Source organism: Streptomyces sp. STAM6, from assembly GCF_054963715.1.
In genome coordinates this window covers 93605-107937 of the sequence record NZ_JBUEFZ010000016.1, presented here as the reverse complement: position 1 = coordinate 107937, position 14333 = coordinate 93605, and the positions used below count along the sequence as shown (strand labels likewise).

13 protein-coding genes are annotated in these 14333 nt (G+C 73.1%); 12 read left to right on the top strand and 1 reads right to left on the bottom strand.

Annotation, left to right across the window (positions count from 1 at the left end; genetic code table 11):
• From ACY34K_RS20225 to ACY34K_RS20190, 8 genes are all read left to right on the top strand, one after another.
• A complete protein-coding gene (locus ACY34K_RS20225; RefSeq protein WP_462749040.1) occupies positions 1-1110 on the top strand; it encodes a quinone-dependent dihydroorotate dehydrogenase in 1110 nt (369 codons plus the stop codon).
• Complete coding sequence (pyrF, locus tag ACY34K_RS20220; RefSeq protein ID WP_462748978.1) at positions 1107-1952, top strand: orotidine-5'-phosphate decarboxylase; 846 nt, start codon at positions 1107-1109, stop codon at positions 1950-1952. The genes ACY34K_RS20225 and pyrF overlap by 4 nt, the downstream gene beginning before the upstream one ends.
• 416 nt (positions 1953-2368) lie before the next feature.
• On the top strand, positions 2369-2692 hold the full coding sequence (locus ACY34K_RS20215; protein ID WP_219665980.1) for an integration host factor, actinobacterial type: 324 nt from the start codon (positions 2369-2371) through the stop codon (positions 2690-2692).
• Between the two features lie 60 nt (positions 2693-2752).
• Entirely contained in the window at positions 2753-3316 is a 564-nt protein-coding gene (gmk, locus tag ACY34K_RS20210) for a guanylate kinase (protein ID WP_462748976.1), read from the top strand.
• A 29-nt stretch (positions 3317-3345) separates the two neighbouring features.
• Positions 3346-3618, top strand: coding sequence for a DNA-directed RNA polymerase subunit omega (gene rpoZ / locus ACY34K_RS20205; RefSeq protein WP_005319902.1), 273 nt, complete (start codon positions 3346-3348; stop codon positions 3616-3618).
• A 120-nt stretch (positions 3619-3738) separates the two neighbouring features.
• Complete coding sequence (coaBC, locus tag ACY34K_RS20200) at positions 3739-4941, top strand: bifunctional phosphopantothenoylcysteine decarboxylase/phosphopantothenate--cysteine ligase CoaBC (protein ID WP_462748974.1); 1203 nt, start codon at positions 3739-3741, stop codon at positions 4939-4941.
• 251 nt (positions 4942-5192) lie between these two features.
• Positions 5193-6401, top strand: coding sequence for a methionine adenosyltransferase (gene metK / locus ACY34K_RS20195; RefSeq protein WP_462748972.1), 1209 nt, complete (start codon positions 5193-5195; stop codon positions 6399-6401).
• Between the two features lie 92 nt (positions 6402-6493).
• The gene (locus tag ACY34K_RS20190; RefSeq protein ID WP_462748970.1) at positions 6494-8659 is read left to right on the top strand and encodes a primosomal protein N'; all 2166 of its coding nucleotides are present in this window, start codon (positions 6494-6496) and stop codon (positions 8657-8659) included.
• A gap of 352 nt (positions 8660-9011) precedes the next feature.
• Here the strand turns inward: ACY34K_RS20190 and ACY34K_RS20185 are convergent, their stop codons facing one another.
• Positions 9012-9533 carry a hypothetical protein gene (locus tag ACY34K_RS20185; RefSeq protein WP_462748968.1) on the bottom strand — a complete coding sequence of 174 codons (522 nt, stop codon included), beginning with the start codon at positions 9531-9533 and terminating at the stop codon, positions 9012-9014.
• 210 nt (positions 9534-9743) lie between these two features.
• Between ACY34K_RS20185 and fmt the strand changes: the two genes are divergently transcribed.
• The 4 genes from fmt (at position 9744) to ACY34K_RS20165 (ending at position 14157) form a co-directional block, all read left to right on the top strand.
• Positions 9744-10688 (top strand): methionyl-tRNA formyltransferase, encoded by a 945-nt coding sequence (gene fmt, locus ACY34K_RS20180; RefSeq protein WP_462748966.1) that lies wholly within the window; start codon positions 9744-9746, stop codon positions 10686-10688.
• 73 nt (positions 10689-10761) lie between these two features.
• Complete coding sequence (locus tag ACY34K_RS20175; protein WP_462748964.1) at positions 10762-12183, top strand: RsmB/NOP family class I SAM-dependent RNA methyltransferase; 1422 nt, start codon at positions 10762-10764, stop codon at positions 12181-12183.
• Positions 12184-12348: 165 nt separating this feature from the next.
• Positions 12349-13032: a ribulose-phosphate 3-epimerase gene (gene rpe / locus ACY34K_RS20170; protein ID WP_462748962.1), complete on the top strand. Its 684-nt coding sequence runs from the start codon at positions 12349-12351 to the stop codon at positions 13030-13032.
• Positions 13033-13110: 78 nt separating this feature from the next.
• The gene (locus ACY34K_RS20165; RefSeq protein ID WP_462748960.1) at positions 13111-14157 is read left to right on the top strand and encodes a sugar-binding transcriptional regulator; all 1047 of its coding nucleotides are present in this window, start codon (positions 13111-13113) and stop codon (positions 14155-14157) included.
• Positions 14158-14333 lie beyond the last annotated feature (176 nt).

Below are 14333 nucleotides of genomic sequence, written 5' to 3'. Positions count from 1 at the left end.
ATGTACAAGTTCTTCTTCGACCTGGTCTTCAAGCGGATGGACCCGGAAGCCGCCCACCACCTGGCCTTCCGCTGGATCCGGCTCGTCGCCCGCGTCCCCGTGCTGCGCACCTTCGTGGCCGCCGTCCTGGCCCCCCGCCACAAGGAGCTGCGCACCGAGGCACTCGGACTGCGCATGCACGGCCCCTTCGGTCTCGCCGCCGGCTTCGACAAGAACGCCGTCGCCATCGACGGCATGGCCATGCTCGGCTTCGACCACGTGGAGATCGGCACCGTCACCGGCGAGGCGCAGCCCGGCAACCCCAAGAAGCGGCTCTTCCGGCTCGTGGCGGACCGCGCCCTGATCAACCGCATGGGCTTCAACAACGAGGGCTCCGCCGCCGTCGCGGACCGTCTGCGGGCGCGCGTGCCGGTCTTCAGGACGGTGGTCGGCGTCAACATCGGCAAGACCAAGGTCGTCCCCGAGGAGGAGGCCGCCGCCGACTACGTGAAGTCGACCGAGCGGCTCGCCCGCCACGCCGACTACCTCGTCGTCAACGTCTCCTCGCCGAACACGCCCGGTCTGCGCAACCTCCAGGCCACCGAGGCGCTGCGACCGCTGCTCAGCGCCGTGCGGGAGGCCGCGGACCGCACGGTCACCGACCGCCGCGTCCCGCTCCTGGTCAAGATCGCGCCGGACCTGGCCGACGAGGACGTCGACGCCGTCGCCGACCTGGCCGTCGAGCTCGGCCTGGACGGCATCATCGCCACCAACACCACCGTCGCCCGCGAGGGCCTCGGCCTGAAGTCGAGCGCCGCCCTGGTCAAGGAGACCGGCGGCCTCTCCGGCGCGCCGCTCAAGGAGCGCTCCCTGGAGGTCCTGCGCCGCCTCTACGCGCGCGTGGGCGACCGCATCACCCTCGTCGGGGTCGGCGGCATCGAGAACGCCGAGGACGCCTGGCAGCGCATCCTCGCCGGCGCCACCCTGGTCCAGGGCTACAGCGCCTTCATCTACGAGGGCCCCTTCTACGCCCGCGCCATCCACAAGGGCCTCGCCGCGAGGCTGAACGCCTCCCCGTACGCCACCCTCGCCGAGGCCGTCGGCGCCGACACCCGAAAGGCCACCCTGTGACGACTTCGTTCGGCGCGCGGCTCCGTGCCGCCATGGACACCCGCGGCCCGCTCTGCGTGGGCATCGACCCGCACGGCTCCCTGCTGGCCGACTGGGGCCTGAACGACGATGTGGCGGGCCTGGAGGCCTTCACCCGCACCGTCGTCGACGCCCTCGCCGACCGGGTCGCCGTCTTCAAGCCGCAGAGCGCCTTCTTCGAGCGGTTCGGCTCGCGCGGCATCGCCGTCCTGGAGCGGGCCGTGTCCGATCTGCGGGACGCGGGTGCGCTGGTCGTCATGGACGCCAAGCGCGGCGACATCGGCTCTACCATGGCCGCCTACGCGGAGACGTTCCTGCGCAAGGACTCGCCGCTGTTCTCCGACGCGCTGACCGTCTCCCCGTACCTCGGCTACGGCTCGCTGAAGCCGGCGGTCGAGCTGGCCCGGGAGAGCGGCGCCGGCCTGTTCGTCCTCGCCCTCACCTCCAACCCGGAGGGCGCGGAGGTCCAGCGGGCGGTGCGCACCGAGGACCCGGCCGGCCGCACCGTCGCGGGGACCATGCTCGCGCACCTCGCCGAGGACAACGCGGGCGCGGAGCCCCTGGGCTCCTTCGGCGCGGTCGTCGGCGCGACGCTCGGCGACCTGTCCTCGTTCGACCTCGACATCAACGGCCCGCTGCTCGCCCCCGGGATCGGCGCCCAGGGCGCGACCCCGGCCGACCTGCCGGCCGTCTTCGGGGCGGCCGTCCGCAACGTGGTGCCGAGCGTCAGCCGGGGAGTGCTGCGGCACGGCCCGGACACGGCGGGGCTGCGCGCGGCGGCGGAGCGGTACGCCGACGAGGTGCGCACCGCGGTCGGCGGCTGACCGGTTCTCGACGCGACGGGCCCGCCCGGGCGCACGACGGACGGATCCGTGGGACGCCCGCGGTCACCCTTGGTGGCCGCGGGCTCACGCTTTCGTGGCCGTACAGGCACGTCAGGGTGTGTGACGTCCCTCACATGGCGGTTCGGTCGGCACCGCTTGCGCGCGCCGGGTGGACCGCTCTGTGATCTCCAGCGCTCCCTCGTGGCCCGAAAACCGGAGCGATATGTCCGCAATGTCCGAGTGGATCGATGCTGACCAGGACTTTTCGTCTGTTCTCGCTGACTCCGGCGGCCTTGGCCGCTAGTCTCCGTCGCAGAGCCAACGTGCACTGCGTTGCTCGTTGCTCCGCTGGTGTGGGCCGACTAGGTTCCCCACCGGTCCGTATCCGACAGTTCGACATCCGAGGTGACGTAGGCGTGGCTCTTCCGCCCCTTACCCCCGAACAGCGCGCAGCCGCGCTCGAGAAGGCCGCCGCGGCTCGCCGGGCGCGGGCCGAGGTGAAGAATCGACTCAAGCACTCCGGCGCCTCCCTCCACGAGGTCATCAAGCAGGGTCAGGAGGACGACGTCATCGGCAAGATGAAGGTCTCCGCCCTGCTGGAGTCGCTTCCGGGCGTGGGCAAGGTCCGCGCCAAGCAGATCATGGAGCGCCTCGGCATCTCCGAGTCCCGGCGTGTCCGGGGCCTCGGCTCCAACCAGATCGCCTCCCTGGAGCGTGAGTTCGGCGGCAAGGCCGTCTGACGCGGCCCCGAAGTTCTCCCGGCGTTCTCGGGCAGTCCCGGGAACCTGGATAATCGCTTCATGGCAGCAGAGGTTCGTCCGCGGCTGACCGTGCTCTCCGGCCCCTCCGGGGTCGGCAAGAGCACGGTCGTCGCGCATATGCGCAAGGTCCACCCGGAGGTCTGGCTCTCGGTCTCGGCCACCACCCGCAAGCCGCGGCCCGGTGAGCGGCACGGAGTCCAGTACTTCTTCGTCGGCGACGACGAGTTCGACAAGATGATCGCCAATGGCGAGCTGCTCGAGTGGGCCGAGTTCGCGGGCAACCGCTACGGCACGCCGCGCCGCGCCGTCATGGACCGGCTCGACGCGGGTGAGCCCGTGCTGCTGGAGATCGACCTCCAGGGCGCCCGGCTCGTCCGTGAGTCGATGCCCGAGGCACAGCTGGTCTTCCTCGCCCCGCCGAGCTGGGACGAGCTGGTCCGCCGCCTCACCGGCCGCGGCACGGAGTCGCCCGAGGTCATCGAGCGCCGGCTGGAAACCGCCAAGATCGAGCTCGCCGCCGAGGCCGAGTTCGATGCCACCCTGGTCAACACCTCCGTCGAGGACGTGGCTCGTGAGCTGCTAGCCTTGATGGGAGTTGTTTGATCTTTGTCCACTTTTTCGGAAGGTAGAGCGTGTCCTCTTCCATCACCGCGCCCGAGGGCATCATCAACCCGCCGATCGACGAGCTGCTCGAGGCCACGGACTCGAAGTACAGCCTCGTGATCTACGCGGCCAAGCGCGCGCGTCAGATCAACGCGTACTACTCGCAGCTCGGTGAGGGCCTGCTGGAGTACGTCGGTCCGCTGGTGGACACCCACGTCCACGAGAAGCCGCTCTCGATCGCCCTGCGTGAGATCAACGCGGGTCTGCTGACTTCCGAGGCCATCGAGGGCCCGGCGCAGTAGGCGCTTCAGTACGTCACCCACAGGCCCGGCGGCCCGTTCGCCGGGCCTGTGGTGTGTCATGGAATCGAACCAGCCCGTGGGGGAGACTCGTACGGGCAATCGGACCGGCGGGAGACGCGAGTGGACAAGCCGAAGGTCGTGCTGGGAGTCAGCGGTGGCATCGCCGCGTACAAGGCGTGCGAGCTGCTGCGGCGGCTGACCGAGTCGGGACACCACGTCAGGGTCGTCCCGACCGGCTCCGCGCTCCAGTTCGTGGGCGCCGCCACCTGGTCGGCGCTCTCCGGGAACCCGGTCTCGACCGAGGTCTGGTCGGACGTGCACGAAGTCCCGCACGTACGGATCGGCCAGGCCGCCGATCTGGTCGTGGTCGCCCCCGCCACCGCCGACCTGCTCGCCAGGGCCGCCCACGGGCTCGCCGACGACCTGCTGACCAACACCCTGCTCACCGCCCGCTGCCCGGTGGTGTTCGCCCCCGCGATGCACACCGAGATGTGGGAGCACCCCGCCACCCAGGAGAACGTCGCCACGCTGCGCCGCCGGGGCGCGGTCGTCATCGAGCCCGCCGTAGGCCGCCTCACCGGCGTGGACACCGGTAAGGGCCGGCTCCCGGACCCCGGCGAGATCTTCGACGTCTGCCGCCGGGTGCTCGCGCGCGGCTTCGCCGAGCCCGACCTCACGGGGCGCCACGTCGTCGTCAGCGCGGGCGGCACGCGTGAGCCGCTGGACCCCGTCCGTTATCTGGGGAACCGTTCCTCCGGAAAGCAGGGCTACGCCCTCGCCAGGTCCGCCGCCGCCCGCGGCGCCCGGGTCACCCTGATCGAGGCCAACACGGGCATCCCCGACCCGGCCGGCGTCGACGTCGTCCACGTCGGCACCGCCGTCCAGCTCCGCGAGGCCGTACTCAAGGCCGCCGCGGAAGCCGACGCCGTGGTGATGGCCGCGGCCGTCGCCGACTTCCGGCCCGCCGCATACGCCGAAGGCAAGATCAAGAAGCGGGAGGGCCAGGAGCCCGCCCCGGTCGCCCTGGTCCGCAACCCCGACATCCTCGCGGAGATCTCCGCCGACCGGGCGCGCCCCGGGCAGGTGATCGTCGGATTCGCCGCCGAGACCGATGATGTTTTGGCCAATGGTCGCGACAAGCTGCGGCGCAAGGGGTGCGACCTGCTCGTGGTCAACGAGGTGGGGGAGCGCAAGACCTTCGGCGCGGAGGAGAACGAAGCCGTGATCCTCGGGGCCGACGGCGCGGAAACCCCCGTCCCGTACGGGCCCAAGGAGGCTCTTGCCGAGACCGTGTGGGACCTGGTCGTCCCCCGGCTGGCGTAGCGTCCGAATGGAGTGCGACGCGCCCCGGCGGGCGGATGAAAAGTCTAGAAAACGGGCGTTCCGGTCATCATTGAAGGCCGGTCCTCGGATCTCGGAGGGGGGTGCTGTGGCCAATCAGGCTCCCAGCGTGCGAGACACCTGGTCCAACGGCCGAGAGCGCCCGATAAACTGTCCTCGGAACGACGCGGGGCGCAGCCCCCTGCCGGTCCGTAAATGATCAGCCAGCAGCCGCTGCAAACCCAGGGAGCGTTGTGTCCCGTCGTCTGTTCACCTCGGAGTCCGTCACCGAGGGTCACCCCGACAAGATCGCTGACCAGATCAGCGACACGATCCTCGACGCACTGCTGCGGGAGGACCCCACCTCGCGCGTAGCCGTCGAGACGTTGATCACCACCGGCCTGGTGCACGTCGCCGGCGAGGTCACGACCAAGGCCTACGCCGACATCCCCACGCTGGTGCGCAACAAGATCCTCGAGATCGGTTACGACTCCTCGAAGAAGGGCTTCGACGGCGCGTCCTGCGGTGTCTCGGTCTCCATCGGCGCCCAGTCCCCGGACATCGCGCAGGGCGTCGACACGGCGTACGAGAAGCGCGTCGAGGGCGACGAGGACGAGCTCGACAAGCAGGGCGCGGGCGACCAGGGCCTGATGTTCGGATACGCCTCGGACGAGACGCCCGAGCTGATGCCGCTGCCGATCCACATCGCGCACCGCCTCTCGCGCCGCCTCACCGAGGTGCGCAAGAACGGCACCATCCCCTACCTCCGTCCCGACGGCAAGACCCAGGTCACCATCGAGTACGACGGCGACAAGGCCGTCCGTCTCGACACCGTCGTGGTGTCCTCCCAGCACGCGTCCGACATCGACCTGGAGTCGCTGCTCGCGCCCGACATCCGCGAGTTCGTCGTCGAGCACGTCCTCAAGCAGCTCCTGGACGACGGCATCAAGCTGGAGACCGAGGGCTACCGCCTGCTGGTCAACCCCACCGGCCGCTTCGAGATCGGCGGCCCGATGGGCGACGCGGGCCTGACCGGCCGCAAGATCATCATCGACACCTACGGCGGCATGGCCCGTCACGGCGGCGGCGCCTTCTCCGGCAAGGACCCGTCCAAGGTCGACCGCTCGGCGGCGTACGCGATGCGCTGGGTCGCCAAGAACGTCGTGGCGGCCGGCCTGGCCTCCCGCTGCGAGGTCCAGGTCGCCTACGCCATCGGCAAGGCCGAGCCCGTCGGTCTCTTCGTCGAGACCTTCGGCACCGCCAAGGTGGAGGTCGAGAAGATCGAGAACGCCATCGCCGAGGTCTTCGACCTCCGACCGGCCGCGATCATCCGCGACCTCGACCTGCTGCGCCCGATCTACGCCCAGACCGCGGCGTACGGCCACTTCGGCCGTGAGCTCCCCGACTTCACCTGGGAGCGCACGGACCGCGTGGACGCGCTGCGCAAGGCTGCCGGCCTGTAGGGCACGCCAGGACACGACGCCTGAACGAGGGCCCCGGACCGGTGCGGTCCGGGGCCCTCGCGCTGTCGGTGGGGTCTGGTAGGAATGCAGCTGTGAGCAGCGAGAACGGGAACCAGGAGGGCGGCGCCGGGGCCGAGCCGCCCGAGCAGCTCGCGCTCATACGGGAGACCGTCCGCAAGGCGAAGGTGCCGCGGGCCAAGCCCCGGACGTGGCGCGGGGCGCCGCTCGCCAAGGAGCTGCCCGTCGCCCGGGTCGTGGTGAACAAGGGCGTGCTCCACCTCGACCAGTTCTTCGACTACGCCGTTCCCGAGGAGCTCGACGCCGTCGCCCGGCCCGGGGTGCGGGTGCGGGTGCGCTTCGGCGCCGGAGCGCACCAGGTGCGGGACGGGCGGCGCGAGGGCGGCCGGCTGATCGACGGGTTCCTCGTCGAGCGGCGCGCCGAGTCCGACTACGCGGGGCCGCTCGCCGCCCTCGCGGACGTGGTGTCGCCCGAGCCCGTGCTCAGTGCCGAGCTGCTGGGACTCGCCCGGGCCGTGGCCGACCGGTACGCCGGGAGCCTCGCCGATGTGCTGCAGCTGGCCGTCCCGCCGCGCAGCGCCCGGGCCGAGAGCAGGCCCTCTCCCGAGCCACCGGCGCCGCCCGCCCCGCCCGAGGCCGGGACGTGGCGCCGATACGCGCAGGGGCCCGCGTTCCTCGACGCACTGGCCCGCGGCGGGGCCCCGCGGGCCGTGTGGAACGCGCTGCCGGGCCCGCACTGGGCCGAGGAACTCGCCCGCGCCGTACAGGCCACCCTCGCTTCGGGGCGCGGCGCGCTCGTCGTGGTGCCCGACGGGCGCGCCGCCGCCCGCGTCGACACGGCGCTGACCCTGCTCCTGGGCGAGGGGCGGCACGCGCTGCTCACCGCCGAGGCCGGCCCCGAGAAGCGGTACGCCCAGTGGCTTGCCGTGCGGCGCGGCTCCGTACGCGCCGTCGTCGGCACCCGGGCCGCGATGTTCGCACCGGTGCGCGACCTCGGGCTGGTGGCCATCTGGGACGACGGCGACTCCAGCCACAGCGAGCCGCACGCCCCGCTGCCCCACGCGCGTGAGGTACTGCTGCTGCGCGCCGCACACGACGGGTGCGGATTCCTGCTGGGCGGTACGAGCTGCACGGTGGAGGCCGCGCAGCTCGTCGAGAGCGGCTGGGCCAGACCACTCGTGGCCCCCCGCGACCAGGTGCGGGCCGCGGCGCCGCTCGTACGCACCGTCGGGGACGGGGAGCTCGCCCGCGACGAGGCGGCCAGGGCCGCGCGACTGCCGTCACTGGCCTGGCAGACCGTCCGGGACGGCCTCAAGTCCGGTCCGGTGCTCGTGCAGGTGCCCCGGCGGGGATACGTGCCGCGGCTGTCGTGCGAGCGCTGCCGCACTCCCGCGCGGTGCCGGCACTGCGCGGGGCCGCTGGAAGCGCCCGTGCAGCGGGAGCTGCGGTGCGGGTGGTGCGGACGCGGCGCGCCCGACTGGCACTGCGCCGAATGCGGCGGGGTGCGGCTGCGCGCCCAGGTGGTGGGCGCACGACGCACCGCGGAGGAGCTCGGGCGGGCGTTTCCGGCGGTGCCGGTACGGACGTCGGGCCGGGACCATGTCCTGGACACCGTGCCCGGGCGCCCCACGCTGGTCGTCAGCACCCCCGGCGCCGAGCCCGTCGCGGAGGGTGGGTACGCCGCGGCGCTGCTGCTCGACGGCTGGGCCATGCTCGGCCGGGCCGACCTCCGCGCGGGTGAGGAGGCCCTGCGCCGCTGGATCGACGCCGCGTCGCTGGTGCGCGGGCAGGACGAGGGCGGCACCGTCGTCGTGGTGGCCGAGCCGACCCTGCGGCCCGTTCAGGCGCTGGTGCGGTGGGACCCGGTCGGCCATGCTCAGCGGGAACTCGCCGAACGGGCGGAGCTGGGCTTCCCGCCGGTGTCCCGGATGGCGTCGGTGACCGGGAGCCCGGAGGCGGTGGCGGCGTTCCTCGAAGCGGCCGAACTGCCCCGGGAGGTGGAGGTGCTGGGGCCGGTGCTCCTGCCGCCCCCACCGCCGGGTGCTCCGAGGCGCGCGGGCGACCCCCCGGCGGGGGAGATCTGGGAACGGGCCCTGCTGCGGGTGCCGCCCGGCAGGGGGGCAGCGCTGGCGGCGGCGCTGAAGGCCGCGCAGGCAGCGCGGCTGGCGCGGGGTGGACGGGGCGCCCGTGGTGCGGACGAGCCGGTGCGGATCCGGGTGGACCCGGTGGACATCGGCTGAGCGGAGCGCCCTGTGGCGTCAGCTGCCTGCTCCGGTGGCGGGTCCGGAGCCCCGTTCCGTGGCGACGGGCGTCACTCCACGGCCACGACTTCCCGGACCCGGCAGGTGCCGGGCGGGCTGCGGCTGCCCGTGCGGGCCGCGGGTGTCCGGTCGGGCCGCGGGTGTCCGGTCGGGCCGCCGAGTCCTGCGGGGGCGACCCCTGCGGGGCCCCTCACCGTCTCGAAGGTGCTGTCCGCCCGTGCCCGGCATGTCGTCGGACGGGGCGCGGCCGACTCGGGGAGCGAGGCGCCCGGTGGGTGCTGCTGCGGCGGCGGCCGCCCCGGCGCGGTGGGCGGCGGGGCGGCCGGTGGGGTCAGCCGTTGCGCGGGCCGGGGAAGGCGCTCGGGCGGACCTCCTCCCGGAAGGACTGTGAGCTCGCCGTCGGCTGCGGCGGCATGGAGCGCGCGGCCGGGACGGCCGGCACCGGCTGCGCGCGGGTGGGCTCGGCCGGGTGCTCGGTGTCCGTGGCGCCCGGCTGCTGGGCGGTCGCGCGGCGGGCGCCGTACCTGCGGTGGACCGCCTGCTTGGTGACCCCGAGCGCGGAGCCCACGGCGTCCCAGGAGAAGCCCAGGGAGCGGTCGAAGTCCACCGCGGCGGTCACCAGTGTCTCGACGCTGTCCCGCAGCTCCTGCGCCAGCCGCACGGTGGGGGCCGGGGCCCGGCCGTAGACGACGAAGCCCGTGGAGGGACCGGAGCGCCGCGGGCGGTACACATTGCCGAGCTGCGCGGTGAGTGTGCGCAGTGCGTCCACCTGTCGGCGGACCCGCTCGATGTCCCGCACCAACAGGTGCAGGCTTGCCCGGGCTTGGGCGTCATGGGTTGCGTGGTCGGCCATTTACAAGCCTCTCGAACCGGCGTTGAAAAGGGACGGGCCGCACCGGCGGCCCGTATCGGTCAATCTGCCTTGACCAACGCTCCACCCGCGGTCGGGGTCACGCTGTCGGGGCGTATCCGCATTCGCGTGGGGGCGCACCGGCACTCGTACGCCCCCTAAACTGGTGCGTTGCCCGCCACCGGACCGCAACAGACAGGCAGTCAGCCACCGATGAAGCTCGTCTTCGCAGGCACCCCCGAGGTCGCCGTACCCGCCCTGGACGCCCTGATCGCCTCGGACCGGCACGAGGTGGCCGCCGTCGTCACCCGGCCCGACGCGCCCGCCGGCCGCGGCCGGCGCCTGGTCGCCAGCCCGGTCGCCCAGCGCGCCGAGGAGGCCGGGATCGAGGTGCTCAAGCCGAACAGGCCGAGGGACGAGGAGTTCCTCGCCCGGCTGCGGGAGATCGGCCCGGACTGCTGCCCGGTCGTGGCGTACGGCGCCCTGCTGCCGAAGGCGGCGCTCGACGTGCCCGCCCGCGGCTGGGTCAACCTGCACTTCTCGCTGCTGCCCGCCTGGCGGGGCGCCGCGCCCGTACAGCACGCGATCATGGCCGGGGACGAGGTGACCGGCGCCTCGACCTTCCTGATCGAGGAGGGCCTGGACTCCGGGCCCGTCTACGGCGTGATCACCGAGCAGGTGCGGCCCACCGACACCAGCGGGGACCTGCTCACCCGGCTCGCCTTCGCCGGCGCGGGGCTGCTCGCCGCCACCATGGACGGCATCGAGGACGGCACGCTGCAGGCGGTGCCGCAGCCCGCCGACGGCGTCACCCACGCCCCGAAGATCACCGTCGAGGACGCGCACCTCGACTGGACCGCCCCCGCCTTGCGGGTCGACCGGGTGGTGCGCGGCTGCACGCCCGCGCCCGGCGCGTGGAGCGTCTTCCGCGGCGAGCGGCTCAAGGTGGTCCAGGCCGCCCTCGTGCCGGACCGGGCCGACCTGAGGCCCGGCGAGCTGTCGGCCGCCAAGAACAACGTGTACGTCGGCACCGGCTCGCACGCCGTCGAGCTGCTCTGGGTCCAGCCGCAGGGCAAGAAGCCGATGCGGGGCGCCGACTGGGCGCGCGGGGTACGGATCGCCCCCGGGGAGCACCTGGGCACGGCCGACGTAGGCTGAAAGGAGTGAGCCCTCCGAGGCGAACGAGCCCGAACGCGCAACGAACGAGCCCCACCGAAAAGCGGAGCACCTTTTGAGCGAGCAGTCCCGCCGCCGTCCTTCCAAGCCGTACCGCCGCCCCAAGAAGGACCCGGTGCGCATCCTGGCCTTCGAGGCGCTGCGTGCCGTGGACGAGCGCGACGCGTACGCCAACCTCGTCCTGCCGCCGCTGCTGCGGAAGGCCCGCGAGCAGGAAGGTTTCGACGGCCGGGACGCGGCCCTCGCCACGGAGCTGGTCTACGGCACGCTGCGCCGCCAGGGCACCTACGACGCCGTCATCGCTGCGTGCATCGACCGGCCGCTGCGCGAGGTCGACCCGCCGGTGCTGGACGTGCTGTCGCTGGGTGCCCACCAGCTGCTGGGCACGCGCATCCCCACGCACGCCGCGGTCTCCGCGAGCGTGGAGCTGGCACGCGTGGTGCTGGGCGACGGCCGGGCCAAGTTCGTCAACGCCGTCCTCCGCAAGATCGCCCAGGACGACCTCGGCACCTGGATCGAGCGGGTCGCCCCGCCGTACGACGACGACCCCGAGGACCATCTGGCCGTCGTGCACTCCCACCCCCGCTGGGTCGTCTCCGCGCTGTGGGACGCGCTCGGCGGCGGCCGGGCCGGTATCGAGGACCTCCTGGAGGCCGACAACGAGCGGCCCGAGGTGACACTGGTGGCCCGGCCCGGACGGTCCACCACGGCCGAGCTCCTGGCGGCGCTGGGCGAGGAGGCGGGCGTGCCCGGCCGCTGGTCCCCGTACGCCGTGCGGATGGCGGAGGGCGGTGAGCCGGGCGCCCTCGACGCCGTGCGCGAGGGGCGGGCGGGCGTCCAGGACGAGGGCAGCCAGCTCGTCGCCGTCGCGCTCGCCGACGCCCCGCTGGACGGCCCCGACGAGCGGTGGCTCGACGGGTGCGCGGGACCCGGCGGCAAGGCGGCCCTGCTGGGCGCGCTGGCCGCCGGGCGCGGCGCCACCCTGCTGGCCGCCGAGAAGCAGCCGCACCGCGCCCGTCTCGTCGAGCGCGCGCTGGCCGGCAACCCCGGCCCCTACCAGGTGATCGCCGCCGACGGCACGCGTCCGCCGTGGCGCCCCGGCTCCTTCGACCGCGTCCTGGTCGACGTGCCCTGCTCGGGCCTGGGCGCCCTGCGCCGCCGCCCCGAGGCACGCTGGCGCCGCCGCCCGGAGGACGTGGAGGGGTTCGCGCCGCTGCAGCGCGCCCTGCTCACCGAGGCCCTGAGCGCGGTGCGGGTGGGCGGCGTCGTCGGGTACGCGACCTGCTCGCCGCACCTGGCGGAGACCCGGGCGGTCGTGGACGACGTGTTGAAGAAGCAGGGCGGCGCGGAGCTCATCGACGCCCGTCCCCTGATGCCCGGCGTGCCCGCGCTGGGTGACGGCCCCGACGTACAGCTCTGGCCGCATCTGCACGGCACGGACGCCATGTATCTGGCGTTGCTGCGGCGCACCGCCTGACGACGCGGCGGCCTTTCCGAGGAGGTGTGAGCCCCGGCGCCCGGCGCGCAAAACGCGCCGGAAGCCGGGGTGAATCGCCGGTATTGCGGCAAGTGTGCCGGGCTCGTGGGCCCCCACCCGGGCATCGGGTAAAAGAAATGCCATGCGGCATGGCAGGCTTGGCTCATGGCCCAGATCAACCCCAGCATCCTCTCCGCCGACTTCGCCCGGCTCGCCGACGAGGCGAAGGCCGTCGAAGGCGCCGACTGGCTCCATGTCGATGTCATGGACAACCACTTCGTGCCCAATCTGACCCTGGGCGTGCCGATCGTGGAGTCGCTCCACCGGGCGACGGACACCCCGCTGGACTGCCATCTGATGATCGAGGACCCCGACCGCTGGGCCCCGCAGTACGTGGAGGCCGGTGCCGGATCGGTCACCTTTCACGTCGAGGCGGCCGCCGCCCCGGTCCGGCTGGCCCGTGAGATCCGGGCCAAGGGCGCCCGTGCCTCCATGGCACTCAAGCCCGCCACCCCCATCGAGCCGTACGAGGACCTGCTCCCCGAGCTCGACATGCTGCTGATCATGACCGTGGAGCCCGGCTTCGGCGGCCAGGCGTTCCTCGACATCATGCTGCCGAAGATCCGCCGCACCCGTGAGCTCATCTCCAAGCACGGCCTGGAGCTGTGGCTGCAGGTCGACGGCGGTGTCTCGGAGGCCACCATCGAGCGCTGCGCGGAGGCCGGTGCCGATGTCTTCGTCGCCGGTTCCGCGGTGTACGGCGCCGAGGACCCGGCCGCCGCCGTACGCGCCCTGCGTGACCGGGCGGACGGGGCGACCGCCTCGGCGGCCTGGGCATGCGGCCATTGAGCCACGACCAGATGAACGCAGCCCGACAGGACTGATCAAGACTCGTCGGATCTGACAGGATGAACGACGAGTCAGAGTGTGAACAGCAGTGAGGAGAGCGCGGTGTCTGCAATGTCGGCGGGACGTCCAGCCCTGCGGATGGGACCCGCGGAGCTCGTGCAGGCGGCGGCCATGGCCCGCCGCTTCTACCTCGAGGGCAAATCCAAGATCCAGATCGCGGAGGAGTTCGGCGTCAGCCGCTTCAAGGTCGCGCGGGTCCTGGAAACGGCCCTGGAGCGCGATCTCGTACGGATCGAGATCCGGGTGCCGGCCGAGCTCGACGCGGAGCGTTCCGACGCGCTGCGCGCCCGCTACGGTCTGCGCCACGCGGTCGTCGTCGAGTCCCCGCCGGAGGGCGAGGACGAGTCGCCCGACCCCGAGAACCTGGGCGAGGTCGCGGCCGACCTGCTCGGCGAGCTCGTGACCGAGGGTGACGTCCTGGGGCTCGCCTGGGGCCGCTCCACCATCCACATGGCGGCCGCCCTGGACCGGCTGCCGCCCTGTACGGTCGTCCAGCTCACCGGTGTGTACGACGCCGGGACCGCCGAGCGCGGCTCGGTCGAGGCGGTGCGCCGCGCCGCACAGGTCTCCGGCGGCGAGGCCCACCCGATCTACGCGCCGATGCTCCTGCCCGACCCGGCGACGGCGGCCGCCCTGCGCAGCCAGACCGGCATCGCCCGCGCCTTCGAGTACTTCGACAAGGTCACCGTCGCGGCGGTCTCCATCGGCTCCTGGGAGCCGGGCATCTCCACCGTCCACGACATGCTCACCGACGAGGAGCGTGCCCACTACGCCTCACTGGGTGTGGCCGCGGAGATGTCGGCGCACCTCTTCGACGCCTCGGGCCGCCGCGTCGGGCGCGACCTGGGGGAGCGGTGCATCACCGTCGAGGCCGACCGGCTCCGCCGTATCCCCGAGGTGGTGGCGATCGCGGGCGGCCAGCGCAAGGCCTCCGCCATCGGCGCCGTCCTGCGCTCCGGCCTGGTCACGAGCCTCGTCACCGACACCGCGGCGGCGGACTATCTGCTGACCGAGTTCACGCCCGGCCCGCGCCCCGCCCTGGACCGGGCCGACCCGGACAACTGAGGACGACCCGGGCCCGGGCGACCCCGGGCTTGGAGGAACGCACCAGGGCGACCCGCGCGGCCTGGAGCTTCAGCCCGGGGACCGTACGGCACCCGCCGTGGGAGAATGAAGTACGTGCGTTTTCCCCCCGGCTGAAATGCCCGGGGGCCAACTCCGAACGACTGGGATGTTCAGCA

Coding starts and splice junctions, on each gene's coding strand:
- gmk (WP_462748976.1), top strand. CDS start 2,753: ATGGCAGCAGAGGTTCGTCCGCGGCTGACCGTGCTCTCCGGCCCCTCC.
- rpe (WP_462748962.1), top strand. CDS start 12,349: ATGGCCCAGATCAACCCCAGCATCCTCTCCGCCGACTTCGCCCGGCTC.
- fmt (WP_462748966.1), top strand. CDS start 9,744: ATGAAGCTCGTCTTCGCAGGCACCCCCGAGGTCGCCGTACCCGCCCTG.
- ACY34K_RS20225 (WP_462749040.1), top strand. CDS start 1: ATGTACAAGTTCTTCTTCGACCTGGTCTTCAAGCGGATGGACCCGGAA.
- ACY34K_RS20185 (WP_462748968.1), bottom strand. CDS start 9,533: ATGGCCGACCACGCAACCCATGACGCCCAAGCCCGGGCAAGCCTGCAC.